Annotated in this window: 22 protein-coding genes; 6 read left to right on the forward strand and 16 right to left on the reverse strand. The window is 64.8% G+C overall.

All coding sequences use genetic code 11. The features are described 5' to 3' along the window. Positions 1 to 97: 97 nt before the first annotated feature. The 3 genes from ispG to XH80_RS09045 all read right to left on the reverse strand — a co-directional run bounded on the left by ispG (position 98) and on the right by XH80_RS09045 (position 2,961). Positions 98 to 1,381: a flavodoxin-dependent (E)-4-hydroxy-3-methylbut-2-enyl-diphosphate synthase gene (gene ispG, locus XH80_RS09035; protein ID WP_271598288.1), complete on the reverse strand. Its 1,284-nt coding sequence runs from the start codon at positions 1,379 to 1,381 to the stop codon at positions 98 to 100. 12 nt (positions 1,382 to 1,393) lie between these two features. Next, positions 1,394 to 2,347, reverse strand: a complete 954-nt coding sequence (locus XH80_RS09040; RefSeq protein WP_271598289.1) for a DMT family transporter — start codon at positions 2,345 to 2,347, stop codon at positions 1,394 to 1,396. A gap of 119 nt (positions 2,348 to 2,466) precedes the next feature. Then, positions 2,467 to 2,961: a Fur family transcriptional regulator gene (locus XH80_RS09045; protein ID WP_271598290.1), complete on the reverse strand. Its 495-nt coding sequence runs from the start codon at positions 2,959 to 2,961 to the stop codon at positions 2,467 to 2,469. Between the two features lie 158 nt (positions 2,962 to 3,119). Here XH80_RS09045 and XH80_RS09050 point away from each other — a divergent pair, with 158 nt between their 5' ends. Genes XH80_RS09050 through XH80_RS09060 form a run of 3 tightly spaced genes read left to right on the forward strand, consistent with a single transcriptional unit; the run spans position 3,120 to position 6,334 of the window. Next, entirely contained in the window at positions 3,120 to 3,605 is a 486-nt protein-coding gene (locus tag XH80_RS09050; RefSeq protein WP_271598291.1) for a MarR family winged helix-turn-helix transcriptional regulator, read from the forward strand. Beyond that, positions 3,598 to 4,773 (forward strand): HlyD family secretion protein, encoded by a 1,176-nt coding sequence (locus XH80_RS09055; protein WP_271598292.1) that lies wholly within the window; start codon positions 3,598 to 3,600, stop codon positions 4,771 to 4,773. The genes XH80_RS09050 and XH80_RS09055 overlap by 8 nt, the downstream gene beginning before the upstream one ends. 4 nt (positions 4,774 to 4,777) lie before the next feature. Further along, positions 4,778 to 6,334 carry an MDR family MFS transporter gene (locus tag XH80_RS09060; protein ID WP_271598293.1) on the forward strand — a complete coding sequence of 519 codons (1,557 nt, stop codon included), beginning with the start codon at positions 4,778 to 4,780 and terminating at the stop codon, positions 6,332 to 6,334. A gap of 197 nt (positions 6,335 to 6,531) precedes the next feature. Here XH80_RS09060 and XH80_RS09065 read toward each other — a convergent pair whose 3' ends face one another. The 6 genes from XH80_RS09065 to pcaF form a co-directional block, all read right to left on the reverse strand. Next, positions 6,532 to 7,620: a phosphotransferase gene (locus tag XH80_RS09065; RefSeq protein WP_271598294.1), complete on the reverse strand. Its 1,089-nt coding sequence runs from the start codon at positions 7,618 to 7,620 to the stop codon at positions 6,532 to 6,534. A 49-nt stretch (positions 7,621 to 7,669) separates the two neighbouring features. Next, positions 7,670 to 9,361 carry a methyl-accepting chemotaxis protein gene (locus XH80_RS09070; protein WP_271598295.1) on the reverse strand — a complete coding sequence of 564 codons (1,692 nt, stop codon included), beginning with the start codon at positions 9,359 to 9,361 and terminating at the stop codon, positions 7,670 to 7,672. A 230-nt stretch (positions 9,362 to 9,591) separates the two neighbouring features. Beyond that, positions 9,592 to 10,194 (reverse strand): protocatechuate 3,4-dioxygenase subunit alpha, encoded by a 603-nt coding sequence (gene pcaG, locus XH80_RS09075; protein WP_271598296.1) that lies wholly within the window; start codon positions 10,192 to 10,194, stop codon positions 9,592 to 9,594. 1 nt (position 10,195) lies between these two features. Next, entirely contained in the window at positions 10,196 to 10,897 is a 702-nt protein-coding gene (pcaH, locus tag XH80_RS09080; protein ID WP_271598297.1) for a protocatechuate 3,4-dioxygenase subunit beta, read from the reverse strand. Positions 10,898 to 11,024: 127 nt separating this feature from the next. Next, positions 11,025 to 11,918, reverse strand: coding sequence for a dioxygenase family protein (locus XH80_RS09085; RefSeq protein WP_271598298.1), 894 nt, complete (start codon positions 11,916 to 11,918; stop codon positions 11,025 to 11,027). A 117-nt stretch (positions 11,919 to 12,035) separates the two neighbouring features. Then, positions 12,036 to 13,244 carry a 3-oxoadipyl-CoA thiolase gene (pcaF, locus tag XH80_RS09090; protein ID WP_271598299.1) on the reverse strand — a complete coding sequence of 403 codons (1,209 nt, stop codon included), beginning with the start codon at positions 13,242 to 13,244 and terminating at the stop codon, positions 12,036 to 12,038. Between the two features lie 328 nt (positions 13,245 to 13,572). Between pcaF and mutS the strand changes: the two genes are divergently transcribed. After that, positions 13,573 to 16,311: a DNA mismatch repair protein MutS gene (gene mutS / locus XH80_RS09095; RefSeq protein ID WP_271598300.1), complete on the forward strand. Its 2,739-nt coding sequence runs from the start codon at positions 13,573 to 13,575 to the stop codon at positions 16,309 to 16,311. 102 nt (positions 16,312 to 16,413) lie between these two features. Here the strand turns inward: mutS and XH80_RS09100 are convergent, their stop codons facing one another. From XH80_RS09100 to XH80_RS09125, 6 genes are all read right to left on the reverse strand, one after another. Further along, complete coding sequence (locus XH80_RS09100; protein ID WP_271598301.1) at positions 16,414 to 18,090, reverse strand: methyl-accepting chemotaxis protein; 1,677 nt, start codon at positions 18,088 to 18,090, stop codon at positions 16,414 to 16,416. 252 nt (positions 18,091 to 18,342) lie between these two features. Beyond that, positions 18,343 to 19,143, reverse strand: coding sequence for a hypothetical protein (locus tag XH80_RS09105; protein ID WP_271598302.1), 801 nt, complete (start codon positions 19,141 to 19,143; stop codon positions 18,343 to 18,345). A 207-nt stretch (positions 19,144 to 19,350) separates the two neighbouring features. Beyond that, on the reverse strand, positions 19,351 to 19,860 hold the full coding sequence (locus XH80_RS09110; protein WP_057750017.1) for an OsmC family protein: 510 nt from the start codon (positions 19,858 to 19,860) through the stop codon (positions 19,351 to 19,353). Positions 19,861 to 19,914: 54 nt separating this feature from the next. Then, entirely contained in the window at positions 19,915 to 20,664 is a 750-nt protein-coding gene (locus XH80_RS09115; RefSeq protein WP_271598303.1) for an ABC transporter ATP-binding protein, read from the reverse strand. Positions 20,665 to 20,668: 4 nt separating this feature from the next. Continuing rightward, positions 20,669 to 21,514 carry an ABC transporter permease gene (locus XH80_RS09120; RefSeq protein ID WP_271598304.1) on the reverse strand — a complete coding sequence of 282 codons (846 nt, stop codon included), beginning with the start codon at positions 21,512 to 21,514 and terminating at the stop codon, positions 20,669 to 20,671. A 176-nt stretch (positions 21,515 to 21,690) separates the two neighbouring features. Next, complete coding sequence (locus XH80_RS09125) at positions 21,691 to 22,662, reverse strand: aliphatic sulfonate ABC transporter substrate-binding protein (protein WP_271598305.1); 972 nt, start codon at positions 22,660 to 22,662, stop codon at positions 21,691 to 21,693. 189 nt (positions 22,663 to 22,851) lie between these two features. On the opposite strand from XH80_RS09125, the gene XH80_RS09130 reads away from it, so the two are divergent. After that, the gene (locus tag XH80_RS09130) at positions 22,852 to 25,641 is read left to right on the forward strand and encodes a [protein-PII] uridylyltransferase (RefSeq protein WP_271598306.1); all 2,790 of its coding nucleotides are present in this window, start codon (positions 22,852 to 22,854) and stop codon (positions 25,639 to 25,641) included. Between the two features lie 92 nt (positions 25,642 to 25,733). Here the strand turns inward: XH80_RS09130 and XH80_RS09135 are convergent, their stop codons facing one another. Continuing rightward, positions 25,734 to 26,264, reverse strand: a complete 531-nt coding sequence (locus XH80_RS09135) for a methylated-DNA--[protein]-cysteine S-methyltransferase (RefSeq protein ID WP_271598307.1) — start codon at positions 26,262 to 26,264, stop codon at positions 25,734 to 25,736. A 97-nt stretch (positions 26,265 to 26,361) separates the two neighbouring features. Between XH80_RS09135 and XH80_RS09140 the strand changes: the two genes are divergently transcribed. Continuing rightward, positions 26,362 to 26,718 (forward strand): DUF1304 domain-containing protein, encoded by a 357-nt coding sequence (locus XH80_RS09140; RefSeq protein WP_205668243.1) that lies wholly within the window; start codon positions 26,362 to 26,364, stop codon positions 26,716 to 26,718. The last annotated feature ends 160 nt before the right edge of the window (positions 26,719 to 26,878 follow it).

Genomic DNA, 26,878 nt, shown 5'->3' on the forward strand with positions numbered 1-26,878 from the left:
CGGGTTAGCGAAGCGTAACCCGCCACTTCGCGCGCGCAAAAAATAAGGCGGGTTACGCTACGCTAACCCGCCCTACGCTTCGATAATTGAAAGACGCCTACTCCGCCGCCGTCTCCGGCACCTTGGCGCCCTGGCCGTAGCGCTGGTCGATGTAGTCGATCACCAGCGCCTTGAAATCGGCGGAGATGGTGGGGCCACGCAGCGTGCGGAACTTCTTGCCGTCGACGAAGACGGGCGCGGCCGGCGCTTCGCCGGTGCCGGGCAGGGAGATGCCGATATTGGCGTGCTTGGATTCGCCGGGGCCGTTGACGATGCAGCCCATCACCGCGACGTTGAGCTCCTCGACGCCGGGATATTTGGTCTTCCAGGTCGGCATCTCGTCGCGGATGAAATCCTGGATCGAGCGTGCCAGCTCCTGGAACGTGGTCGAGGTGGTGCGGCCGCAGCCGGGGCACGCGGCCACCAGCGGCACGAAGGTACGGAAGCCCATGGTCTGCAGCAGCTCCTGGCCGACCTGCACCTCGCGGGTGCGGTCGCCGCCGGGCTCCGGCGTAAGCGAGATGCGGATGGTGTCGCCGATGCCCTGCTGCAACAGGATGCCGAGCGCGGCGGACGAGGCCACGATGCCCTTCGAGCCCATGCCTGCCTCGGTCAGGCCGAGATGGATCGCGTAGTCGGAACGCGCGGCGAGATCTTGATAGACCGCGATGAGGTCCTGCACCGCCGAGACCTTGGCTGAGAGGATGATGCGGTCCTTGGGCATGCCGAGCTCTTCGGCGCGCGCGGCCGAGAGCAGCGCCGACTGCACCATCGCCTCGCGCGTCACCGCGCGCACGTCGCGCGGATTGGCGGAGGCGGCGTTCTCGTCCATCAGCTTGGTCAAGAGCTCCTGGTCGAGCGAGCCCCAATTGGCGCCGATGCGCACCGGCTTGTTGTTCTTGTTCGCGATCTCGATGATGTCGGCGAACTGGGTGTCGCGCTTATCCTTGAAGCCGACATTGCCGGGATTGATGCGGTATTTCGCCAGCGCCTCGGCGCAGGCCGGATAGGCCGCCAGCAGCTTGTGGCCGATATAATGGAAGTCGCCGATCAAGGGCGTGGTGATGCCGCGCTTGGCGAGGCCGTCGCGGATGTGCGGGACAGCCGCAGCGGCCTCCTCGCGATCCACGGTGATGCGGACCATTTCGGAGCCGGCGCGCGCGAGCGCTGCGACCTGGGCGATGGTGCCGTCGATATCGGCGGTGTCGGTGTTGGTCATCGACTGCACGACGATCGGCGCGCCGCCGCCCACAGCGACGTTGCCCACCTTCACCTGGGTGGTCTTGTGCCGGGGCGCGGGGCCGGCGATGTCGGAATCGATGGTGTTTTCGAGCTTGTTCATGGGGTCCAAATATCAGGTTTTGGTGACGTTCAGCAATGCATCAGCTGGCGCCGCGGCCTCTCGGCTCGGACGGTTAACCAGAAAAAGTCCAGCAATTACAAGGACGGCTGCCGCCCCAAAGGCCAGACTTAGGGTGTCGTGCATGATGAAATAGCTAGCCACCACGCCAAACAAAGGGGTGATGAAGGTAAAAGCCGACAATTTGCTGGCCGAATAGGTCTTCACCAGCGCGAACCAAAGCGTGAACGTCGTTCCCACCACCCAGACCGTCTGGAACACCATCAGCCCGATCGAGAGCGGGCGCGGGGTATGAGGGATGGTCTCCCCGAACAGATAGGCGGCGAGCCCCAGGATCGGGATCGACATCGCGACCTGGTAGCCCAGCGCCTTCTCCGGCGGAGCAAAGCGCAGCCGTGTCGCCTTGGCGACCAGCGTGGTCGCGGCCCAGAGCGCGCCGCCGCCGACGATCATGAGATCGCCGAGCAGCACTTTGGCATCGACATCCGGCTGCGGCACGCCGATCGCAAGCGCGACGCCGGCAAAGCTCAAGGCCAGCCCCAGCCATTGCGAGCCCATCAGCCGCTCCCCCAGCACCTGATAGGAACCGAGCGCGACGAAGAACGGCGCGGTGTAGAGGAACACGACCGCGCGCGAGGCCGGCGTGAAGCGCAGACCTTCATAGATCAGCACGAATTCGACGCCGAACATCAAGCCGGCAAACAGGCCTGCGGCGAGCGTACCGTCGCGCTCGAAGAACTTTGCCCCGCGCAAGCTGCCGATGATGAAAAGCACCGGCAGCGCGCCCATCGAGCGGATGGTCGCCTGCAACATCGGCGGGATGTCGGGGATGACGAGCTTCACCGCGATCTGGTTGAAGCCCCAGGTCAGGCACAGCATCAGCATCAGGGCGATGGCTCCGGCACTGAGCGGGCGGCCGGCGGACGGGATGGCTTCGGTTGCGGACATTTCTTCCTGAGGTCCGGCTTTGCGCCGTGTTGCTTGATTAATCAGATGGCGGGTTCTTTACCTCTCCCCAGCGGGGAGAGGTGGGCACCACCGCTTTTGCTCGAGTTGCTTCCATCTCCCTAAGAATTCTTCTGACAATGGGTGCAGACGCCTGTGATCTCCACCACGGACAGTTTTGGTGCGAAGCCTGAGCTGCGCGCCGCGGCGTTGAGTTCCCCGGCGAAAGATCCTGACGGGATCTCGCCGACGAGGCCACAGCGCTCGCAGATCAGGAACGCCACCGCCGAGGTCGCGTCATGGTCGTGGGCGGCGCAGGCGAGATAGGCGTTGCGGCTTTCGATGCGGTGTACGAGGCGGTTCGCCATCAGGAAATCGAGAGCACGGTAGACCGTGATCGGCGCCGGCCGCGGCATCGATTTGGCGAGCTCGTCGATCACTTCATAAGCACCGAGTGGGCGATGGCTGGAGAGCAAGGCCCCCAGCACCTGGCGGCGAATCGGCGTGAATTTCTGCGCGCGCTGCTCGCAAACCGCTTCCGCATGCGCCAGCGCGTCCGCGGTGCAGCGTCCGTGATCATGGTCGGGCGTCGGAAAGGCCGGCTTTGCGAGGGTCATTCGGCCCGCCTTCTAGCATTTCGGCCGGGGAACCCAAAGCATGACCGGCGCCGCGGCGGTCAGCCATGCTTTTGCGGCAGGACAGCTTCCCGTTGAACCCGGCATGAAATAATCATAAGCTTGCTTATTATATTGCAAGCTTATTGGAGACCAAGCTTATGATCCGCGGGTCGTCTGTCGACCAGAATTTCCTCTTCACGCTCGGCGAGCTGTACCGGCTCTTGCGCGTCTATGCCGACAAGGAGGCCTCGCGCTTCGGCATCACCCGCGCACAATGGGCCGTGCTGGCCAAGGTCGAGCGCAGCGAGGGCATGAAGCAATCGGAGCTCGCCGAGCTGCTGGAGATGCAGCCGATCACGCTGACGCGGCTGATCGACAAGCTCTGCGACAACGACTGGATCGAGCGCCGCAGCGACGCCACCGACCGCCGCGTCAAGCGCCTCTATCTGAAGAAGGCGGGCCGTGCGCTGCTGGGCAAGATGAGCGGGCTCAAATCCGAGCTGACCGCGAACGCGCTTGACGGCATCAGCCCGTCCGACGCCCACCGTCTCCTCACCCAACTCGAAACCATCAAGGAAAACGTGCGAACCGCGATCCAGACGTCTGGCGCGGAACAAGCACGTAAGGAGCAACGCTATGGCTGATCAGGTTCTCAAATTCCAGCCCGAGCAGAAGATCGACAGCGGCAAGCCGACCAAGAAGGCCGGCACCGATCCGCGCCGCCGCTTCGTCGCCGGCCTGCGCCGCTATCGCCGCTTCCTGCTGATGGTGGTGCTGCCGATCGTGGCCGTGATCGCCGGCCTCGCCTTCTATCTCAATGGCGGCCGCTATGTCGGCACCGACGATGCCTATGTCGGCGCGCAGAAGGTGCTGGTGACGCCTGATATCTCCGGCAAGATCCAGAAGGTCGTCGTGAAGGAAGGCCAGCTTGTCAAGCAGGGCGACGAGCTGTTCGAGATCGACCCGGTGCCGTTCCGCCTCGCGGTGGATGAGGCCAAGGCGCAGCTGATGCAGGCCCAGACGACCTATGACAATTTGCGCGCCAACATCAAGATCTACGGCGACATGCTCGATCTCGCCCAGAAGGGCGTCGACCTGAAGCAGCGTGACGTAGAGCGCAAGCAGGCGCTGGTGAAGAACAGTTTCGGCTCGCAGCTCGATCTCGACAACGCCTCGAACGCGCTGGTGACCTCGGGCTCGATCGCACAATACGTCAAGCAGCAGATCTCGACCGCCAAGACCCAGCTGCTCGGCGACACCGACCTGCCGCTGGAGAAGTTCCCGCCTTACGCGCAAGCCAAGTCCAAGCTCGAGAACGCCGAACGCAATCTCGACCATACCGTGGTGCGCGCCTCGATGGGCGGCATCGCGACCCAGGTCGAGCAGATCCAGCTCGGCCGCTATGTCGCCGCCGGCACCGCGGTGTTCTCCATCGTCGACATCGCCCATCCCTGGGTCGATGCCAATCCGAAGGAGAGCGACCTCACCTATGTCACCGAAGGCCAGGCGGTCACTCTCGAGGTCGACGCGTTCCCGAACCACCTCTTCAAGGGCAAGATCGGCTCGCTGTCGCCCGGCACCGGCGCACAATTCGCGATCCTGCCGCCGCAAAACGCCACCGGCAATTTCGTCAAGGTGGTGCAGCGCGTGCCGATCAGGATCTATTTCGACGAGAGCGACACATACGTGAAGAAGCTGAAGGCCGGCATGAGCGTCTATGCCAGCATCGACACCGGCCATCAGCGCTCGCTCGCCGGCCTGCTCGGCCTGTCGGCGACAGCAAGCCAGGATAGAGACCAGGACAAGGACTAAGCTGATGTCCGGCCCCAATGCCCATCTGATGGTCCCCGGCCTGCGCCGGAACATGGTGACGATCTGCGCCATGACCGCGACCATCATGCAGGCGCTGGACACCACCATCGCCAACGTCGCGCTGCCCTATATGCAGGGCACGCTGTCGGCCTCGCAGGACCAGATCAACTGGGTGCTGACCTCCTACATCGTCGCCGCCGCGATCATGACGGCGCCGGTGGGATGGATCTCCAACCGCTTCGGCCGCAAGCGCATCTTCATCATCTGCGCCGGCGGCTTCACCTTCGCCTCCGTCCTATGCGGGCTGGCGCAGGACATCAACCAGATGGTGCTGTTCCGCCTGCTGCAGGGCGTGTTCGGCGCCGCGCTGGTGCCGCTGTCCCAGTCGGTGATGCTCGACTATTACACGCTCCAGGAGCGCGCCAAGGCGATGTCGATCTGGGGCATGGGCGTGATGATGGGCCCGATCATGGGCCCGTCGCTCGGCGCCTGGCTCACCGAGACCTATTCCTGGCACTGGGTGTTCTTCGTCAATCTGCCGTTCGGTGCGATCACCGTGTTCGGGCTGATGGTCTTCATGGATGAGACCAAGAAGGACCTTAGCCTCAAGTTCGACTGGTTCGGCTTCGGCGCGCTGGCGATCGCGATCGGCGCGCTTCAGCTCGCGCTCGACCGCGGCGAGCAGCTCGACTGGTTCGAGTCGGTCGAGATCGTGACCGAGTTCGTCATCTCCGGCATCGCCTTCTATTACTTCTTCGCGCACTCCTTCACGACCTCGCGCCCGTTCATCCAGTTTGCGCTGTTTAAGGACCGCAACTTCGTCACCGGCTGCATCTTCATGACGGTGATGGGCCTCGTGCTGTACTCGACCATGGCGCTGGCCTCCCCTTACTTACAGAACGTCATCGGCTATCCCATCATGACGGCCGGCGGCCTGCTTGCGAGCCGCGGCTTCGGCACTTTCTTCGCCATGATGATGGTCGGCCGCATCATGAAGTACATCGAGGCCCGCACCCTGATCATCTGCGGCCTGACGCTGACGGCGGCCTCGCTGTTCCAGATGACCGGCTGGACCGACCAGACCCAGGTGCCGGAGATCGTCATCGTCAGCGTGATCCAGGGTTTTGGCTTCGGCCTCGTGTTCGTGCCGCTCTCGACCGTGTCGTTCCTGACGCTGCCCAATCATCTGCGTACCGACGGCACCTCGATGCTGACGCTCTTGCGCAACGTCGCAAGCTCGGTCGGCATCTCCATCGTGATCGCCCAGCTGACGCAGGGCACGCGCAAGAGCTATGCGATCCTCTCGGAGCACATCAATCCGTTCAACCACGCGCTGCAGATGCCTGACGTGCGCGGCCTGATCAACCTCTCCACCGACGCCGGCCGCGCCATGGCCGACCGCATGGTCAGCGTGCAGGCGCAGATCATTGCCTTCGCGCACGACTACCAGCTGGTGATGTTCTTCATCCTCTGCACCATCCCGCTCGCCCTGATGATCGGCTCGACCAAGGCCACGCTGCGCAAGCAGGCGGCGGGGCCGGAACATGCGGTGATGGAGTAGGCACTGCCGTCATGCCACAAACTCCGCCGTCGTCCCGGCGAAGGCCGGGACCCATACGGCCGCAGCAATAGTTTTGCGAAGACTCGGAGTCATCAGCTTGCTCCCACAACCACTCCCTGTGGTTATGGGTCCCGGCCTTCGCCGGGACGACACCGAGAATGTGGAGACGCCGTCGCACTTCATTTCCACTGCGAGCGCTACAACAACTCCTCGCATCCCAGATCCTCGACCGCCATCATCACCCGCTCCAGATTGTTCCACCAGATCCCCGGCGGGAGGTTGATGGCCCATTGCCAGACCGGCTTGGTGATGTGCCAGAGCACCGACCAGCGGTAATCCTGGTCAAGCGCGCCGCGGGTATAGCCGGTCACACCGCGTGCGAGCAGCGTCTCGTAGTAACGGTTGAGCAGCACCCGCTCGAGCGCCTGGCGGCGCTCCGGGTACCATTGGATCGCCATCATATAGGCGAGGTCGTTGGTGGGAACATTGATGCCCCACAGATCGAAATCGAAAATGCGCACGGTGTCCGCGACGCCGGCCCGCGGCAACAGGAAATTCCACGTATGCGCATCGCCGTGAACGATGGTGACGTGGCGGCGCGAATGGTAACGCTCGGAGAGTCGCTCCGACTGCTCGATGAGACGGCGGTAAAGGATACGCCGCTCCTCACTGAGGCGATCGCCGAGCTCGTCGGCAAAGCGGTCGTAATGACCGGCGAAGGTCTCGATGCGCGCCGCGCTGTCCTCGGGACTTGCCCAGGTGCCGACGGTCTCGCCGAGATCGGGATGATTCCACCACACCGCATGCATGCCCGCCAGCGTCGTGACGATGGCCATCGACTGGTCGCGCGACGGCGGCAGCGTCGGTACGGTCGCGAGTTCATGACTGTCGGTGAGGTCTTCGAGCAGGAGATGCCAGGCCCCGCTCTCGTCGTCAGAACGGCCATCGAAACAGCGCGGCACCAACCCGGGCGGCATCTTCGGCGCGAGCTTCAGGTAAAAGGCCAGCTCGTGCCGACCGCCCTGCGCGAGCGTCTTGGCAAAATCGGCGTGCGGCGTCTTGAGGATCAGCGTCTGCGGGGAGCCTGTGGACTCCCCGACATAGCGCAGGCCGAGCCGGGTGATATGCGACACCACGGTGTCGCGCTCATGCAGCACAGTCACCTCGCGCACGGCGCCGGCGTCCAGCGCGCGGGCCTTGCGCAATGCAGCCGTGAGGTAACCGGGGTCAGCGACCGCCGGCAGTTGTGGAGGTGTCATAGCCATGATGCCCCTGCCCCGCGCCATACTGCACGATCACACCCCGACGCGCCAGCGGCCGAGCTGATGCCGGACTTTACGCCGCGGCGGTTGATTCGCGCACGGTGCGGACCACGACAGATCGGAGCGATTCCAGATTGGCCGCCATGCCCGCGATGGCCTGCCTGACCTCCGCTGCGCGATCGTTCACCGAAGCGGCGTCGCGGCTGACATTGGCGATCTTGGCTGAGACCTCCTTCGCGGCGGACGCCGATTCGGAGATCGACCGGGCGATCTCCCGCGTCGCGGCATCCTGCTCTTCCATCGCGGCGGCAACCGAGGACGCCACGCCGTCGATCTCGGCGATGTGGCCACCCATGGTCTCGACGGCATCGACCGCGGCCTGCGTCGACGTCTGGATCTCCGCGATCAGGCGCCCGATCTCCTCGGTGGATTTCGCGGTCTGGTCGGACAGGGATTTCACTTCGGCCGCGACGACCGCAAAACCGCGGCCGGCCTCACCGGCGCGCGCCGCCTCGATCGTGGCGTTGAGCGCGAGCAGATTGGTCTGGCCGGCGATGCCGCCGATCAGGTCGGAGACCTCGGCGATCTTTTTCACCGCGCCGGCCAGCGCCTGGATGGTCGAGCGCGCCTGCTCGCGGCCTGCGACCGCCGACTTGGTAACAGTCGAGGTGCGTCCGACCTGCGTTGCGATCTCCCGGATCGAGGCACTCAGCTCTTCGGCGGCGGCCGAAACGGTCTGCGAACTGCCGAGCGCCTGGGTGGAGGCGGCGGCGACCGCCTGCGATTCCGAAGACAGGGATCGCGCAATCTCGGACAGGCCCAAGGCAGCCCGCTCCACGCCTTGCGTCGCAGAGCTCGCGGTAGCGACGGAACGACCGGTCTCGCGCTCGACGGTCTCGGCCATCTGCTGCAGGGCACCGCGCTTGGCAAGCGCCGCTTCCTGTTGCTTCTGCAATTGCTCCTCGCGGAGGCGCGAATTCTCGATCGCTCCCTGCTTGAACACCGCGAGTGCGCCGGCCATCGAGCCGACCTCGTCCCGACGTTGCGCGAAAGGAATGTCGGCGGCGAGATCGCCGGCCGCGAGCTTCTGCATCGTGTCCGTCATGCGCACGATCGGACGCACCACGCCCAGCGCGACGCCGAGCAGGCCTGCCGCAACGAAGGCAAGCACGGCCGCGGAGACGCCGAGCAAGATGGTGAGCATCGCGCTGTCGCGGTCGGCGGCCAGCTTCTCCATGTCGGCGTTCTGCTTGTTGGCGCTGTCGACGATGCTGTCGATGACGGCACGATGCGCGGTGTAGGCGTCCTTCAGCTGCGCATAGGCGCGTTCGGACGCCGCCGCGTCCCTGGCCTTGAGGGCCGGCAGGAGCTGATCGGACAACAGCTTCCAGAACTTCTGCACCTCGGCGTCGGACTTGGACACCAGGGCTGTCTTCAGGTCGGCCGAGAGGCCGGAGGCGGTCCAATAGGCCTTGCGCTCGTCGTAATCCTTGCGGAGCTGGACCAGGCGTTCGCCATGAGCCGCCAGTTGGTCCGGCTCATGCATGGCCAGAGTGGCTTCGAGATAGGCCTCGATGACATATTCCGGCGGCGGCAGGATGTCGGCGATCAAATCGTTGCCGAGCTTGATATCGGAGTAGAGCGGACCACCGACCTTGAGCTCGCGCAGTGCATAGAGGCTGGTGGACACGACCGCCGTAAAGCCGATCGCAAGAACGATTCCGAATGCAATGATCGCGGAAGACAACGACAGGCGAATTTTCATGGGGCAATCCGAGCGCGAATTCAAATCCGCACTGACCCTAGATCACTACGGTAAATACGGGCTTTCCTCTCGGACTGGTTGCAGCGCGAAAAAGCTCCGCAGCACTACGGGAATGGGAGAGTGGTCAAACGAATTTGAGTCAGCGAGACTGACATTTAAACGCAGCACCGGCTGCAACTGCGCTGAACGAGAAGCGTAGCGGCGACCAGGCGGCGCCGCTACGCGCTGCTTCACACGTCGAAGAACACCGTCTCGTTCTCGCCCTGCAAACGCAGGTCGAGCTTGTAGACGGCCTTGCCGGCCTCGCGCACCGCAATCAGCGTGGTGCGACGGTCGGCGGGCACCAGCGCCAGCACGGGATCGGCGGCGTTGCCGGCCTCGTCGCTGAAATAGATGCGGGTATAGAGATGCCGCAGCATGCCGCGCGCGAACACCGCCAGCACGATATGCGGCGCCTGCGGCTTGCCGTCGGGGTCGGGCACCGCGCCCGGCTTGATGGTATCGAATGAATAATTGCCGTCCTTGTCGGTACCGCAGCGGGCAAAGCCCCGGAAGCTGGCGTTCGGCAGCGCGCGCTTGTCCTGCGGATCGGCGTAGCGCCCCTGCGCATCCGCCTGCCAGATCTCCAGCATGGCGTCGGGCACGGTGGTACCGTCGCCATCGAGCACGCGGCCCTCGATGCGGACGCGATCGCCGGAGACGTCGGGCGTCAGCGTCGAGTTGGTGAAGGCGTCGTTCCAGGCGTAATCGCCGGTCGGCGTCAGGCCGTATTTGAAGAACGGGCCGACGGTCTGCGACGGCGTGATCCCATCGGGCTTCACAGAATCCTGCACGTTAGTGGTTCTCCATGGGGGTGGCGTTCTTGCCGCGCAGCACGATGTCGAAGCGATAGCACAGCGCCCATTCGGGCTTGGTGTTCTCCAAATCGAACGACGAGACCATGCGCATCCGCGCCTTCTCGTCGGGCACCGAGTTGAAGATCGGATCGAACGGGAACAGCGGATCTCCAGGGAAATACATCTGCGTGACCAGGCGGCTGACAAAGGAATGGCCAAACACCGACAGATGGATATGGGCGGGGCGCCAGGCATTGTGATGGTTGCCCCAGGGGTACGCGCCGGGCTTGATGCTGACGAAGCGGTAATAGCCCGATGCATCGCTTAACGTGCGGCCCGCGCCGGTGAAGTTGGGATCGAGCGGCGCCGGATGCTGGTCGCGGACATGGACGTAGCGGCCGCAGGCATTTGCCTGCCAGATCTCGACCAGCGTGTTGGACACACCGCGGCCGTCCTCGTCGCGGACATGACCGTGCACGATGATGCGCTCGCCGAGCGGCTCGCCCTTGTGCTGGGTGGTGAGGTCGTTGTCGCCCTCGCGCACGGTCTCGTGGCCGTACACGGGTCCGGTCAGTTCCGACAAAGTGTGGCGCATCGGGATCAAGGGCTTGTTCGGCGCGCGCTTGATCGAGCTTTTGTACTCGGGCGACAGCGGCAGCGGATGTGCCTTGTTGCTGTCAGTGGGATAGATTGATGTCATTGGCGAACTCCTCCCCGGCCATTTCGGTCCGGCCGGACCAACTTTGCGACAATCATTATAGAATATAACTAATTTTGGGAAGCGGCTTTGGCACCCTGTCCGCGCCCCGGCATTGGGGCCGACGGCCCTATTTGATCGGCGCACGCGGCAGCACGGCCTCCCCGGCCTCGAGCCGGTAGGTGTGGTCGAGCGAATACCAGGGCGTCGAAACGTCAGCTGCGCTCGGATGCGGCGTCTCGTGGCGCACGAACTTGCCGATCAGCGCCCGTGTCACCCCGAACTGCACGTCGCTGTCGATATGGGGATCGTTGGGATCGTAGACCTGCGAGATCAGCACCTTGAAGCCGGGCTTGAAGATCAGGGCGTGCAGATGCGCAGGACGATACGGGTGCCGGCTCTGCGCCGCCAGGAGGCGGCCGACGGCGCCATCGGTCGGAATGGGATAGCCGACCATCATCACCGAGCGGAAAGCGAAGCGCCCGTCGGCATCGGTCGTGAACTTGCCGCGCAGGTTCATGTCGGCCTGTTCGGGGTCCTGGTTCTCGTAGAGACCAACCGGCGAAGCGTGCCAGACATCGACCTCGGCGCCCGCGACGGGGCGGCCGTCCTTGTCGACGACACGGCCATTGACGAACAGCGGCGCACCCGGCGTCTCGGAGCGGACGATCGATCCGCCATTCTGCATCCGTGGCGAGTTCAGCCGCCAGAACGGCCCGAGCAGCGACTGATCGGTTTCGGTATTGCCCTGATCGCCATTGTTGAGCAGGCACACCAGCGACGAGACGCCGAGCGAGCCCGCCATCAGCACGACTTCGTTATGCGTGTCGGTGGTCAGCTTGCCGAGTTCGGCAATGATGGCGGTGGCGTCGCGGAATTCCTTCTCGGTCAGGCGCACGTCACGGACGAAGCCGTGCAGATGCTTGACCAGCGAGACCATGATCTGCCGCATCCGCGGATCGGATGTCCGCTCCATCACCGCCAGGGCGGCGGCCGTGACGTCCTGCTCGCGTTCGATGATCATATAACGATCCTATCGTCTGTCATTCCGGGGCGATGCGCAGCATCGAACCCGGAATCTCGAGATCCCGGGTTCGGTGCAAGTGCACCGCCCCGGGATGACGGGATGCGTAGCGTCCCGTCAATTCACCTTCTCGATCGCAACGGCCACGCCCTGGCCGACGCCGACGCACATGGTGGCGAGCGCGAGCTTGCCGCCGCGCTTTTCCATGCCATGGATAGCGGTGAGCGCGAGGCGGGCGCCGCTCATGCCGAGCGGATGGCCGAGCGCGATGGCGCCGCCATGCGGATTGACGTAGTCGGCATCATCGGCGACGCCGAGCTGGCGCATGCAGGCGATGCCCTGCGACGCGAAAGCCTCGTTGAGCTCGATCAGGTCGAAATCGCCGATCTTCTTGCCCAGACGCTCCATCAGCTTGCGGGTCGCCGGCACCGGGCCGATGCCCATGATGCGCGGCGGCACGCCGGCCGAGGCGAGGCCAAGGATGCGCGCGCGCGGCGTGAGGCCATGCTTCTTCACGGCAGCTTCGGAGGCGAGGATCATCGCGGCCGCGCCGTCATTGACGCCCGAGGCATTGCCGGCGGTCACGGTGCCGGGATTGCGCACGATCGGCTTCAGTTTTGCCAGACCTTCCAGCGTGGTCTCGGGCCGCGGATGCTCGTCCTTGTCGACCGTAACAGGGCCGGCCTTGCCGCCGGGAATGGTGATCGGCGTGATCTCCTCGGCGAAATAGCCTGATGCGATCGCTTGGCCGGCGCGCTGCTGCGAGCGGATCGCGAAGGCGTCCTGGTCGGCACGCGAGACCTGGAATTCCTCGGCGACGTTCTCGCCGGTCTCCGGCATCGCATCGACGCCATACTGCGCCTTCAACAGCGGATTGATGAAGCGCCAGCCGATGGTGGTATCGAAGATTTCAGCCGAGCGCGAAAAGGCTTCCTGCGCCTTGCCCATCACGAAGGGTGCGCGGGTCATGGATTCGACGCCGCCGGCAATCGCAAGCTCGATCTCGCCGGAGCGGATGGCGCGGCCGGCGGCGCCGACCGCGTCGAGGCCGGAGGCGCAGAGCCGGTTCAGGGTCTGGCCCGGAACCGAATCGGGGAGCCCTGCAAGCAGCAGCGCCATGCGCGCGACGTTGCGATTGTCCTCGCCGGCCTGGTTGGCGCAGCCGAAGAAGACTTCGTCCACCTGCGCCCAGTCGAGATTGGGGTGCTTGGCCATCAGCGCCTTGATCGGAGCGGCGGCGAGATCGTCGGCGCGCACCTTGGCGAGCGAGCCGCCGAAACGGCCGATCGGGGTCCGCACGGCATCGCAGATAAAGACGTCACGCATCATCGTTCTCCCTGAATGCCGCGGTCCGGCGAAAATTCTTCAATGTCGGCGGAGTTTTAGGAGGGCGGCCGCGGCAGGTCAATTGACGGTTTCGCGGGCCGCATATTCGAAACCCTCCGTCATTCCGGGGCGCGACGAAGTCGCGAGCCCGGAATCCATTTGCCGGCGTGACGTGCGGCCCGATGGATTCCGGGCCTGCGCCTGGCGGCGCATCCCGGAATGACGACTGAGAATGTGGCAGCGCCTCATTGCGGACAACGTGGAAAACCTCCTCTGTCAGGCCAAACCGATAGGACCACGCGGCGAAATTTTGTAGGTTGCGCCGCCCATGACGATGCAACAGCCCATTCCCGTCCCGACCCCTGACGAAGCTCCCGCAGCGACGCCTGAAGCCGCCGCGCGCGTCACGCCGATGATGGAACAGTATCTGGAGATCAAGGCGGCGCATCAGGGCCTCTTGCTGTTCTACCGGATGGGCGATTTCTACGAGCTGTTCTTCGAGGACGCCGAGATCGCCTCCAGGACGCTCGGTATCGTCCTGACCAAGCGCGGCAAGCACCAGGGCAACGACATCCCGATGTGCGGCGTGCCGGTCGAGCGCTCCGAGGATTATCTGCACCGCCTGATCAGCGCCGGCCACCGGGTCGCGGTGTGCGAGCAGACCGAGGATCCTGCGGCGGCGAAAGCGCGCGGCAACAAGAGCGTCGTGCGCCGCGGCGTGGTGCGCCTGGTGACGCCAGGCACGCTGACCGAGGACACGCTGCTCGATGCGCGTGCCAACAATTACCTGCTGGCGATCGCGCGGGCGCGCTCATCCACCGGCGGCGACCGCTTCGGGCTTGCCTGGATCGATATCTCGACCGCCGAATTCACGGTCACCGAATGCTCCAGCGGCGAGCTCGCCGCAACGCTGGCGCGCATCAATCCGAACGAGGCGATCGTCACTGACGCGCTTTATGGCGACAACGAGCTCGCCCAGACGCTGCGGGAGCTGCCGGCGGTGACGCCGGTGACCCGCGATGTCTTCGATGGTGCCACCGCCGAGAAGCGCCTTTGCGACTATTTCGCCGTCGCGACCATGGACGGGCTGGCGCAACTCTCTCGGCTGGAAGCCACCGCTGCCGCCGCCGCCGTCACCTATGTCGACCGCACCCAAGTCGGCAAACATCCGCCGCTGTCGCCGCCTGCGCGCGAAGCCTCCGGCGCGACCATGGCGATCGATCCCGCCACCCGCGCCAATCTCGAGCTGACGCGGACGCTCGCGGGCGAACGCCGCGGCTCGCTGCTCGATGCCATCGACTGCACCGTGACCTCGGCCGGCTCGCGCCTGCTGGCGCAGCGGCTCGCGGCGCCCCTGACCGATGCGTCGGCGATCGCGCGGCGGCTCGATGCCGTCAGCGCCTTTGTCGCGGATTCGGCGACGCGCGAGGACATCCGCAGCATTTTGCGCGGCGCGCCCGACATGTCGCGGGCCCTCGCCCGTCTCTCAGTCGGCCGCGGCGGCCCGCGCGATCTTGCAGGCTTGCGCGATGGCATCATCGCTGCCGACCAGGTGCTGGCGCGGCTGTCCGAGCTCGACCAGCCGCCGCAGGAGATCGCCGCGGTGATGGCGGCGCTGCAACGCCCTTCGCGCCAGCTCGCCGCCGAATTTGCCCGCGCGCTCGACGAGCAATTGCCGCTGATCAAGCGCGACGGCGGCTTCGTGCGTGCCGGCTATGAGCCGGCGCTCGACGAGGCGCGAAACCTGCGCGACGCCTCGCGCCTGGTCGTCGCCTCGATGCAGGCGCGCTACGCCGATGATACCGGCGTGAAGGGCCTCAAGATCCGCCACAACAACGTGCTCGGCTATTTCGTCGAGGTCACCGCCCAGCACGGCGACAAGCTGATGTCGGCGCCGCTGAATGCGACCTTCATCCATCGCCAGACCCTGGCGGGCCAGGTGCGGTTCACGACGTCGGAGCTTGGCGAGATCGAAGCCAAGATCGCCAATGCCGGCGACCGCGCGCTCGGCCTGGAGCTCGAAATCTTCGAGCGGCTCTGCGCCAAGGCGCTGGAGATCAGCGACGATCTGCGCGCCGCCGCGCAAGGCTTTGCGCTGCTCGATGTCGCAACGTCGCTGGCCAAGCTCGCGGTCGACGAGAACTATGTGCGGCCGGAGGTCGATGGCTCGCTCGCCTTTGCGATCGAGGCCGGCCGTCATCCCGTGGTCGAGCAGGCCCTGAAGCGCAACGGCGAGCCGTTCATCGCCAACGCCTGCGATCTCTCGCCGAGCCCGGCGCAAAGATCCGGCCAGCTCTGGCTGCTGACCGGCCCGAACATGGCCGGTAAATCGACCTTCCTGCGCCAGAACGCGCTGATTGCGCTGATGGCCCAGATCGGCAGCTTCGTGCCGGCGACGCGCGCGCGGATCGGCATCATCGATCGCCTGTTCTCGCGCGTCGGCGCCGCCGACGACCTCGCCCGCGGCCGCTCGACCTTCATGGTGGAGATGGTCGAGGCGGCGGCGATCCTCAATCAGGCCGGCGAGCGCGCGCTCGTGATCCTCGACGAGATCGGCCGCGGCACCGCGACCTTCGACGGCCTCTCGATCGCCTGGGCCGCGATCGAGCATCTGCACGAGAGCAACCGCTGCCGCACGCTGTTCGCGACGCACTACCACGAGCTGACCGCGCTCTCGGCCAAGCTGCCGCGCATGTTCAACGCGACGGTGCGGGTGAAGGAATGGCAGGGCAATGTGGTGTTCCTGCACGAGGTGCTGCCGGGCTCGGCCGACCGCTCCTACGGCATCCAGGTCGCCAAGCTCGCAGGCCTGCCGCCGGCCGTGATCACGCGCGCCAAATCGGTGCTGGCGAAGCTGGAAGCGCAGGACCGCGGCCAGACGGCGCGGGCGCTCGCCGACGATCTCCCGCTGTTCGCCGTCCCCTCGCGCGCCGCCGCGGAAGCCGCCCCGCCGACCGAGGCCGAGCTGCTGATGGACGCCGTGAAGGCACTCCATCCGGACGAGATGTCGCCGCGCGAGGCGCTGGACGCGCTCTACGCGCTCAAGGCCAAGCTGCCGAAGCAGTGAAATCGGCCGTCATTCCGGGGCGATGCAAAGCATCGAACCCGGAATCTCGAGATTCCGGGTTCGCCTCTTCGAGGCGCCCCGGAATGACAGCGTGGTTCCGGCCTACGCCCTCGCCGCGATCGCGGCCGCTTCCGCGGCCGCGCGCTGCATGCTGGTCGACATCTCGTTGGTGACCGTGCTCTGCTCCTCGATGGCGGCAGCGGTCGAGGTGACGTATTCGCTGACGTTGTTGATCGCCTGCTTGATCGAGCCCAAGGCGCTGACGACGTCGCCGGAGATGCCGTTGAGGCTGCCGATCTCCTGGCCGATCTTGTCGGTCGCCTGCTTGGCCTGGTTGGCGAGGCTCTTCACCTCGGATGCGACCACCGCAAAGCCGCGGCCGGCTTCACCGGCGCGGGCGGATTCGATCGTGGCGTTGAGCGCGAGCAGATTGATCTGGCCGGTGATGTTGTTGATCATCTCGACGATGCCGCTCATCGCCTGCGCGGCTTCGGTGAGGCGCTGGGCCTGCGAGTCGGCCGCGGAGACCTGATCCACCGCGCTCATCGCAGTCTCACGCGACTTGGTCATCGCCTCTGAGATCTCCCGCACCGAGGCGTTGAGTTCCTCCGAGCCGGCGGCGACCGATTCCATCATGCCGCGGACACGCTCGTTGCCCATGCGGACCAGCACCTGCTTGGTGGTGTCGGTGGCATATTTCACGACCTTGAACGGCTTGCCGTTGAGATCGAAGATCGGATTGTAGGAGGCCTGGATGTAGACTTCCTTGCCGCCCTTGCCGATACGTTTGTACTCCCCCGCCTGGTATTCGCCGCGGTTGAGCTTGGCCCAGAATTCGCGGTAGCCGGCGCCGTCGCGCTCGCTGGGCTCGACGAACATGCTGTGATGCTTGCCCTTGATATCGGCCAGCGAATAGCCCAGCGCAGCGAGGAAGTTGGCGTTGGCCGTGATGATCGCGCCGTCCATGTTGAACTCGATCACGGCCTGCGCCTTGTCGATCGCCGCGATCTGCCCGGCGAGATCGGCGCTCTTCAGCTTCTCGGCCGTGATGTCGGTTGCGTATTTGACGACGCCGAAGGGCTTGCCATTCTCGTCGAACATCGGATTGTAGGAAGCGAGAATCCAGACCTCGCGGCCGCCCTTGCCGATCCGCTTGTATTCCCCCGCCTGGTATTCGCCGCGGTTGAGCTTGGCCCAGAATTCGCGATAGGCGGCGCCATTGCGGTCAGCCTCAGGCATGAACATGCTATGATGCTTGCCCTGGATCTCGGCGAGCGAATAGCCGAGCGCCTTGCAGAAATTCTCGTTGGCGGTGACGACGGTGCCGTCGAGCTTGAACTCGATCACGGCCTGGGCACGGCTGCTGGCAGCGATCTTCGAGGCGTCCGTCATACTCCGGACCTTCTTCTCGGTGATGTCGGTCGCGATCTTGGCGACCATCACCGCCTTGCCGTTGCCGTCGAGCACCGGATTATAGGACGCTTCGATCCAGACCTCGTGGCCGTCCTTCGCGATTCGCCTGAACTCGCGCGCCTGATATTCGCCACGGTTCAGTGCGGCCCAGAACGCCTTGTACTCGGCGGTGTCGCGCTGGTCGGCCGGCACGAACATCGAGTGATGCTTGCCCTTGATTTCGTCGAGCCGATAGCCGAGGGCATCAAGGAAATTCTTGTTGGCCGTGATGATCGTTCCATCAAGGTTGAATTCGATCATCGCCTGCGAGCGGCCGATGGCATCAAGCCGCGCCTGTGCATCACTTTGGGACTTGCGACCGAACATCCGAACGTCTCCTCGATGAGAAATTGTTTTGCATGACGTAGGCAGCATTGCCTTCACGCCCGAAAATTTTCGGCTCGCACGTCACTCGGGTGTATTGGAACAACGGGCCCGTATTGAACGTGGGCGCCTCAACAGCCGATGAGTATATTTGCCGGCAAAGCGCAAAGATTAAATTAACGACGCTATCGAAAACGCGCGGCCTAGCACCGCAGAACTACCGGCCGATCCCGGCAAAAAATCCGTGCGGAATGCTTACGCTTCAATGCGCCGTCTTCGCCGCCCATTCCACCACAGTGTCAGGTTCCACGTCACGCAGGTTGCAAGCGCCAGACAAAGACCAACCAGCGATCCAACTTGCACGACCGCAACGTGCATCACTGCAATCGCGGTTCCAAATCCGAGCAGACCCCAGGCGGAACTCGCAAGCACGGCGGCGGTCGCCGGGCCGCCGATGCGGGGATGCAGGATCACCATCATGCTGGAGAACACCACGGGGAACAGCGCAATGATGCCGCTGATGCGAGGGCCGACCCAATTCGACGTCGAGACGACGATGGCAACGAGGGTCGCGACCAGCGCGGCCCGCATCGGGATGTCGTACCACCGACGCGTCACCAGCGGCATCTTCACGTGGCGATAGCCTGAGAGCAGTGGAATGCAGATGCCGAAGGCAACGAAGTTCGCGGCAAGGCCGGCGGTGAGCGTCCAGTCGAACAGGCGGATAACGGAGGCGATCGCGATCCAGACCGCGAACGCGCTGCAGCAACTGACCGCCATGCTGTGCCGCTGCGCCAGCACGACATAGGTAAGCCCCATGAAGATCGTCGCGGCGTTGACCGGCAGGCTCGACAGCGCACCCTGCGCGATGAAGGCGGCGTCATGATCGATGGCGAGGAAGACGTAGGAGGGCCCGGCGGAAACCGGCAGCGTCGCCACCAGCGCTCCAATCGCGGGCCCCGAGCGCTCGGTGATGACAGACGCCGACACGACGAAGGCGGCCGCGATTGCCATGCGCAGGAAGAGGAAGAGGACAAAGTGGAGGTCGAGGGGCATTTAACGCGGGATATTTATTGTTGAAAACCTTATCCGCGGGTTCGTTCACCTCTCCCGGAGGGAGAGGTCGATTTGCGCAGCAAGTCGGGTGAGGGCGTCAGGTCCCACGATAGAGCAGAGCCCCTCACCCGCGCCGGAGCCTGTCATCGGGCGCGCCTTCGGCGCGACCCGGTGGGCGCGACCTCTGCCCATGGGAGAGGTGGGCAATCACATCCGCTGCATCGACACCGAAACTTTCGGGCCGTTCTTGATGGTCTGATAGACCACGCAATAGCGCTCGGTGAGCTTGAGCAGGAGATCGAGCTTGTCTTGCGGTGCCGGCGTGTCGACCTCGAAACGGAGGCGGATCTCGGCGAAGCCGACCGGGGTCTCCTTGTCGACGCCGAGCGTGCCGCGGAAATCCAGATCGCCTTCGGCATAGACGTTGCCGGTCTTCAAGGGCACCTCGAGCGCGGTCGCGACCGATTTCAACGTGACGCCGGCACAGGCAACCAGGGCTTCCAGCAGCATGTCGCCGGAGCAGAGCTCGAGGCCGGAGCCGCCAGTGGCGGGATGCAGGCCTGCGACTGCGAGCGCGCGGCCGGTCTCGACCTTGCAGGCGATGCCTTCGCTGTCGGTGGAGCCCTTGGCCTTGAGCGTGATCAGCGCGGCCTTGGGATCGGTCTTGTAGCGCTCCTTGATCGGGGCCTGCATCTGGCGCAGTTCGGCGGCGTCCATTTTGTTCTCTCCCGGGACAATTGCTCCTTGATGTACCGGCTCGAGGCGAAGATGTCACCACCACATGGCCTGACCGGGACCCTGGGTTGCGTCACGGTCGGGCACGTTGCGGTCGAGCGAACGGTCGAGTGACGTCAGCACGCTTCGCTTGAAAGTCTCGAACAGCGGCGAGTTGCGGTCGCGCGGACGGGTCAGATTGATTTCGATCTGGTCGAACAGCCGTCCCGGCCGCGGCCGCATCACCAGAACGCGATCGGCCAGCACGACGGCCTCGTCGACGTCATGCGTGACGAGGATCAAGGTCGGACGCGTGTCGGCCCAGAGGTCGAGCAGATGATCCTGCAAATCCCGGCGGGTGAAGGCATCAAGCGCGGAGAACGGCTCGTCGAGCAGGAGCACTTCGGGCTGCGGCACCAGCGCCCGCGCAATCGCGACTCGCTGCGCCTTGTCGGCGAGGCCAACGCGCTCCAGCGCGCGCGCCACCTTCTCGCGCCGCTCGGACGCCGCGAGATCGGCGATGCCAAAGCCGATATTGTCGGCAACGCTGAGCCAGGGCAGCAGCCGCGGCTCCTGGAAGATGATGCCGATCTTGGCGTGCGGCGAAGCGATCGCCTCGCTGTCGAGCGTCACCGTGCCGGAACTGGCGCGGTCGAGGCCGGCGATGGCGCGGAGCAATGTGGATTTGCCGCAACCGGAGCCGCCGATGATGGCGACGATCTCGCCCTGCCCGATCTCGGCGGAGAAGCGGGCCAGCGCCTCGACACCATTGGGATAGGTCTTGCTGACCCGGTCGAGCGCGAGCATTGCGTTACGCCCCCTTCGTGCGGGAGAAGGCGTCCTGCCAGCGCAGGAACGGCGCCGCGGCGAGCTCGATCAGCCAGTCCGTCAGCTTGCCGAGAATAGCGAATATCACGATGGCGGCGAGGATCTGCGCCGGCTTGCCGAGCTGCTGGCCGTCGAGCAAGAGATAGCCGAGGCCTTCGGAGGCGCCGATCAATTCGGCGGCGACCACGAACATCCAGCCGAGACCAAGGCCAACACGCAAGGATACGACATAGGCCGGCAGCACGGCAGGCAGCAGGATGCGGCGGATCATCGCAAAGCCGGAGAGACGGAAGGTGCGGCCGACCTCGACGATCTTGCGATCGACCGAGAGGATCGCGCCCATCACGCCGAGATAGACCGGGAAGAACACGCCGGCCGCGATCAGGGCGATCTTCGAGGTCTCGAAGATGCCGAGCCACAGGATGAACAGCGGCACCCAGGCGAGCGAGGGAATCGCGCGCAGCGCCTGCACGGTCGGATCGAGCAGCCGCCGCGCCAGCGACCAATAGCCGGAAATCGCACCCAGCAACGTGCCCGCGACCACGCCGAAGGCGAAGCCGAGCCCGACCCGCCACAGCGTCGCGGCGATGTGGCGGAGCAGCTCGCCGGAGCGGGCAAGATCCGCAATGGCGGCGAACACCCGCGAGGGCGGCGGCACCAGCCGGCCATTGGACCAGCCGAGCCAGACGACAAGCTCCCAGCCGAGGGCGAGCGTCACCGGCAGCAGCAGGCCCAGCACCGGCCGCGCATAGCGCGACAACCGCGACGGCGCGACGGCGTTTTCGGCCGGTTCCGATGATTGCTGCAGCACTGGCGCGTCGGAGATCATGGCCGGTAGCAAGCGCGTCTGGTCGGGGAATGCAACACCACTCTTGCGGCGGCCTCGCCTGCCGCTCCTCTCGCTACCTCCGTAGCCCGGATGGAGCGAAGCGCAATCCGGGAATCGAGCCGCGGATAGAGTGGTCCCGGATTTCGCTGCGCTCCATTAGGGCTACGAGATCGCGATCAATTCGTCGGCAGCGGGACCTGGTCGTCAATGAGCGCATCCAGCGTCGCGTTAACGTCGACCTTGGCATCGACAACGCCGGCCTGTTGCAGCGCGAGGCCGGCAGCGAGGATAGACTCGCGCTGGGGCGCGCCGATGCGGCTGTGGGTCAGCTCGGTACGCTCCTTGAGCTGCTTGTCGACGACGGCCTCGGGAAGCTTCGTCACGGCGATGAAGGTCTTCTTCAGTTCGTCGTAATTCGCCAGCGAATATTTGCGCGCCTCTTCGTAGGTTGCGAGCACGCGGCGGGCGATGTCCGGATAGTCCTTCAAGAACTGCTCGCGCACATTGAGGATGCCCCAGGTGTTGGCGTCGGCCTTGCGATAGAACAGCTTTGCGCCTTCCTCGATCTCGGCCTGTGCCATCATCGGATCGAGACCGGCCCAGGCATCGACGTCGCCGCGGATCAGCGCGGTCTTGCCGTCGGCGTGCTGGAGCAGCACCGGCGTGATGTCCTTCTCAGTCAGCCCCGCGCCCAGCAGCGCGCGCACCAGGAAGATGTGCGGATCGGTGCCGCGCGTCACCGCGACGCGCTTGCCCTTGAGATCGGCAACGCTTGCAATCTTGGAATCCTTTGATGCGACCAGCGCCGTCCACTCAGGACGCGAGTAGACGTAGATCGACTTGATCGGGTTGCCGTTGATGCGCGCGACCAGCGCAGCCGAGCCCGCGGTCGAGCCGAAATCGATCGAGCCGGCGTTGAGGAACTCAAGCGCCTTGTTGGAGCCGGCCGACTGCACCCAGGTGATGGTGATGCCGTCCTTGGCGAACTCCTTCTCCAGCAGTCCCTTCTGCTTCAGCACCAGCGACACCGGATTGTAGGTCGCCCAGTCGATGCGGATTTCCTTGAGCGGGTCGGCCGCCCGCGCCGCGGGGGCCACGGCGAGCGCAACGGCTCCCGCCAGCAAGATACGTCGTGTGATGTCAGCCATGCCCAGGATCCTCAAAAACTTCATTGTTTTTCAATGAGTTATGTCTGAAGGTCAACGAGAAAATCCCACCCTCGAAGGCGCGGGACTTGAGAACAATTTTGCGCGACGTCGGCGATTTCCAGCATGGAATGACTATTGCTGGCGAATGGCTGATGACAGCGCCTGCCGCCTCTTATATCCGGTGGAGACATGGATAGCGTTGCGACCGAGCATAAGCCAGAGCTGGATGACCGTTTCGACACTGCGCGGATCACCGCTGCAGTGGATGCGCTTGCCGAAAAGCATCAGGGGCGCGAGGACGCGTTCCGCACCGCGGTCGCGCAATTGCTCAAGGCGGAACTGATCGCCGCGCGCGCTGCAGCACAAGCGATCCTGCTCAAGGACCGGCACGGCCGCCGCTGCGCCGAGCGGCTGTGCCACGTGCAGGACGAGATCATCCGCATCCTCTACTCGGCCGCGACGCGTCACCTCTACCGCTCGCCGATCCCGAGCGGCGCCGAACGCATGGCAGTGGTGGCGACCGGCGGCTACGGCCGCGGCCTGATGGCTCCGGAATCGGACATCGATCTGCTCTTCATCCTGCCCTACAAGCAGACCGCCTGGGGCGAGCAGGTGGCTGAGGCCATTCTCTATTGCCTCTGGGACATGGGTCTGAAGGTCGGCCACGCCACGCGCTCGGTCGATGAATCGATCCGCCAGGCGCGCGGCGACATGACCATCCGCACCGCGATCCTGGAGACGCGCTTTCTCACCGGCGACCAGCCGCTCTATAACGAGCTGGTCGAGCGCTTCGACAAGGAAGTGGTGCAGGGCACCGCGTCCGAGTTCGTCACCGCCAAGCTCGCCGAGCGCGAGGAACGCCACCGCCGCGGCGGCCAGTCGCGCTATCTGGTCGAGCCCAACGTCAAGGACGGCAAGGGGGCACTACGCGACCTGCACACGCTGTTCTGGATCGCCAAATACGTCTATCGCGTCCGCGACACCGACGAGCTGGTCGAACGCGGCGTGTTCGACGCGCAGGAGTATCGCAGCTTCCGCCGCTGCGCCGACTTCCTCTGGTCGGTGCGCTGCAATCTGCATTTCTACTGCGGGCGGCCCGAGGAGCGGCTGTCGTTCGATCTGCAGCGCGAGATCGCGATCAGGCTCGGCTACACCTCGCATCCCGGCATGCAGGATGTCGAGCGCTTCATGAAGCACTACTTCCTGGTCGCCAAGGAAGTCGGCAACCTCACCGCTATCCTCTGCGCCAAGCTCGAGGACCAGCAGGCCAAGCCCGCCCCGGTGCTGAGCCGAATGATGGCACGCTTGCGCCCCACGCAAGTGAAGCGGCGCGTGCCCGACAGCGACGACTTCATCGTCGACAACAACCGGATCAACGTCGCCGCGCCCGACGTCTTCAAGCACGATCCGGTCAATCTGATCCGCATCTTCCGCCTGGCGCAGAAGAACAACCTCGCCTTCCATCCGGACGCGATGCGCGACGTGACGCGCTCGCTCGGCCTGATCAACGCGCAGATGCGCGAGAATCCCGAAGCCAACCGGTTGTTCATGGAGATCCTGACCTCCGACAATGCCGAGATCGTGCTGCGACGGATGAACGAAACCGGCGTGCTCGGTCATTTCATCCGCGCCTTCGGCAAGATCGTCTCGATGATGCAGTTCAACATGTATCATCACTACACGGTGGACGAGCACCTGATCCGTTGCATCGGCTTCCTCCAGGAGATCGAACGCGGCGTCAGCGAAGAGTTCACGCTGGCCAGCGACCTGTTTCGCAAGATCCGGGCCGAGCACCGGCCGGTGATCTACGTCGCGACCCTGCTGCACGACATCGCCAAGGGGCGGCTGGAAGATCATTCGATCGCAGGCGCCAAAGTGGCGCGGCGGCTGTGCCCGCGGCTCGGTTTCAGCGCTGCTGACACCGAGCTCGTGGCCTGGCTGATCGAGGAACATCTGACGATGTCCACGGTGGCGCAGTCGCGCGACCTCTCCGACCGCAAGACCATCGAGAATTTTGCCGCCGTGGTGCAGTCGGTCGAGCAGATGAAGCTGCTTACCATCCTGACCACCGCCGACATCCGCGGCGTCGGCCCCGGCGTGTGGAACGGCTGGAAGGCGCAGCTCTTGCGCTCGCTGTATTACGAGACCGAGCCGGTGCTGACCGGCGGTTTCTCGGAGGTCGACCGCGGCAAGCGCCTCACGGCCGCCTATGCCGAATTCCGCCACGCCTTCGCCGAATGGCCGGCCGACGAGCTCGACGCCTATATCGACCGGCACTATCCGGCCTATTGGCTCAAGGTCGAGCTGCCGCGCAAAATTCGCCACGCGCGCTTCGTGCGATCGAGCGAGCAGGCCGGCCACAAGCTCGCGATCAATGTCGGCTTCGACGAGGTGCGCGGCGTCACCGAGCTGACGATCTTCGCCGCCGACCATCCCTGGCTGCTCTCGATCATCGCCGGCGCCTGTGCCTCCGCCGGCGCCAACATCGTTGACGCGCAGATCTACACCACGACCGACGGCCGTGCGCTGGATACGATCTCGATCTCCAGGGAATACGACCGCGACGAGGACGAGGGCCGGCGCGCCACGCGCATCGGCGAGATGATCGAGGACGTACTCGAAGGCAAGCTGCGCCTGCCGGAAGTGGTGGCGCGGCGCACCGTGCGCAGCAAGGCGCGGCCCTTCGTGATCGAGCCTGAAGTGACCATCAACAACCAATGGTCAGATCGCTACACGGTGATCGAGGTCTCCGGCCTCGACCGCCCCGGCCTGCTCTACGAGCTGACCACGGCGATCTCGAAGCTCAACCTCAACATCGCCTCGGCCCATGTCGCGACCTTCGGCGAGCGCGCCCGCGACGTGTTCTACGTCACCGATTTGCTGGGCGCGCAAATCAACGCCCCGACTCGCCAGGCTGCGATCAAGAGCGCATTGACCCACGTGATGGCCGGCGACAAGGCGGTTCAGCCGGCGGCGTAATTTTCACGCGTCATTCCGGGGCGATGCGCAGCATCGAACCCGGAATCTCGAGGTTCCGGGTTCGCCCTATGGCGCCCCGGAACGACTGGGGCCTAAACCTCCACCCCTTCATGCCGCAGCAGCCATCTCTTCCGCTCCAGCCCGCCGCCATATTTCACCAGCGAACCGTCCGCGCCGATCAGGCGATGGCATGGCAGCACCACGCTGATCGGGTTGGAGCCATTGGCGTGGCCGACGGCTCTGATGGCCCGGGGCATCTCGATCTTCGCCGCCAAGGCGCCGTAGCTCATCGTGGTGCCCGCTGGAATCGTCGCGAGCGCCGTCCAGACCTTTTGTTGGAACTGCGTGCCGGCGATGCGCCAATCGATCCGCATGAGCTGACCGAGGTCACCTTCGAAATATGCTGACAGCGCCGTCTTCATTGCCGCTGGCGCAGGCCGGTCGAGCAGCTCCACCGCGCCGTGATGCAAGCGCAGCAGCTCGCGCATGCGATGCTCGTAATCGTCCCAATCGAGCGCGCGCAACGCGCCCTCGCTGTCCGTGACGAGCAGTGCGATCCCGATCGGCGTCGCCAGCCGATCGAGGCCGAAGCGTTCGGGAGTCCTGGTTGATCGCGCGGGCATTGCGGCACCATCACTTCGAAACACACTTCGCACTTGCCATGCCGGCCGTGCTAACGTCCACCCGAAAGCTGACGCTTTTGGGGGGCTCAACTTGATTCTGATCGCCAATGTCCTGGTGGCGCTCGTCGCCGCACTGCACGCCTATTTCCTGATCCTGGAGATGTTTCTCTGGGACAAGCCGCTCGGCTTGAAGACATTTCGCAATACGCCTGACAAAGCCGAGATCACGAAAGTGCTGGCGGCCAATCAGGGACTCTACAACGGCTTCCTGGTCGCTGGCCTGGTCTGGGGGCTGCTGCATGGCAACCCGGCCTTCGCGTTCCAGATCAAAGTGTTCTTCCTGCTCTGCGTGATGGTGGCCGGCGCTTATGGCGCGGCGACCGTCAGCACGCGCATCCTGATCGTGCAGGCGGTGCCGGCCGCGATCGCGCTGGCGGCGTTGTTCCTGGCGTAAGACGCGCCAGACGTAAGGCTCCTGGCCTCGCCTGAGACGCTACGGCGCAGCGAAGCGATCCTTGCGCTGAGGTGAACCTTCCTCCACTATCTTCGGCAGCGATGGCGACCGTTGCAATCGACGGAGAAAGACCATCGGCCGAAAATTCCGTCAGGAGGAA

The sequence above is a fragment of the Bradyrhizobium sp. CCBAU 45384 genome (assembly GCF_028128665.1).
Lineage (GTDB): Bacteria > Pseudomonadota > Alphaproteobacteria > Rhizobiales > Xanthobacteraceae > Bradyrhizobium > Bradyrhizobium manausense.

Excerpts from the sequence above, each read along its gene's own strand:
- ispG (WP_271598288.1), bottom strand. The coding sequence starts at position 1,381 with ATGAACAAGCTCGAAAACACCATCGATTCCGACATCGCCGGCCCCGCG.
- XH80_RS09040 (WP_271598289.1), bottom strand. The coding sequence starts at position 2,347 with ATGTCCGCAACCGAAGCCATCCCGTCCGCCGGCCGCCCGCTCAGTGCC.
- XH80_RS09045 (WP_271598290.1), bottom strand. The coding sequence starts at position 2,961 with ATGACCCTCGCAAAGCCGGCCTTTCCGACGCCCGACCATGATCACGGA.
- XH80_RS09050 (WP_271598291.1), top strand. The coding sequence starts at position 3,120 with ATGATCCGCGGGTCGTCTGTCGACCAGAATTTCCTCTTCACGCTCGGC.
- XH80_RS09055 (WP_271598292.1), top strand. The coding sequence starts at position 3,598 with ATGGCTGATCAGGTTCTCAAATTCCAGCCCGAGCAGAAGATCGACAGC.
- XH80_RS09060 (WP_271598293.1), top strand. The coding sequence starts at position 4,778 with ATGTCCGGCCCCAATGCCCATCTGATGGTCCCCGGCCTGCGCCGGAAC.
- XH80_RS09065 (WP_271598294.1), bottom strand. The coding sequence starts at position 7,620 with ATGGCGCGGGGCAGGGGCATCATGGCTATGACACCTCCACAACTGCCG.
- XH80_RS09070 (WP_271598295.1), bottom strand. The coding sequence starts at position 9,361 with ATGAAAATTCGCCTGTCGTTGTCTTCCGCGATCATTGCATTCGGAATC.
- pcaH (WP_271598297.1), bottom strand. The coding sequence starts at position 10,897 with ATGACATCAATCTATCCCACTGACAGCAACAAGGCACATCCGCTGCCG.
- XH80_RS09085 (WP_271598298.1), bottom strand. The coding sequence starts at position 11,918 with ATGATCATCGAACGCGAGCAGGACGTCACGGCCGCCGCCCTGGCGGTG.
- pcaF (WP_271598299.1), bottom strand. The coding sequence starts at position 13,244 with ATGCGTGACGTCTTTATCTGCGATGCCGTGCGGACCCCGATCGGCCGT.
- mutS (WP_271598300.1), top strand. The coding sequence starts at position 13,573 with ATGACGATGCAACAGCCCATTCCCGTCCCGACCCCTGACGAAGCTCCC.
- XH80_RS09100 (WP_271598301.1), bottom strand. The coding sequence starts at position 18,090 with ATGTTCGGTCGCAAGTCCCAAAGTGATGCACAGGCGCGGCTTGATGCC.
- XH80_RS09105 (WP_271598302.1), bottom strand. The coding sequence starts at position 19,143 with ATGCCCCTCGACCTCCACTTTGTCCTCTTCCTCTTCCTGCGCATGGCA.
- XH80_RS09110 (WP_057750017.1), bottom strand. The coding sequence starts at position 19,860 with ATGGACGCCGCCGAACTGCGCCAGATGCAGGCCCCGATCAAGGAGCGC.
- XH80_RS09115 (WP_271598303.1), bottom strand. The coding sequence starts at position 20,664 with ATGCTCGCGCTCGACCGGGTCAGCAAGACCTATCCCAATGGTGTCGAG.
- XH80_RS09120 (WP_271598304.1), bottom strand. The coding sequence starts at position 21,514 with ATGATCTCCGACGCGCCAGTGCTGCAGCAATCATCGGAACCGGCCGAA.
- XH80_RS09125 (WP_271598305.1), bottom strand. The coding sequence starts at position 22,662 with ATGGCTGACATCACACGACGTATCTTGCTGGCGGGAGCCGTTGCGCTC.
- XH80_RS09130 (WP_271598306.1), top strand. The coding sequence starts at position 22,852 with ATGGATAGCGTTGCGACCGAGCATAAGCCAGAGCTGGATGACCGTTTC.
- XH80_RS09135 (WP_271598307.1), bottom strand. The coding sequence starts at position 26,264 with ATGCCCGCGCGATCAACCAGGACTCCCGAACGCTTCGGCCTCGATCGG.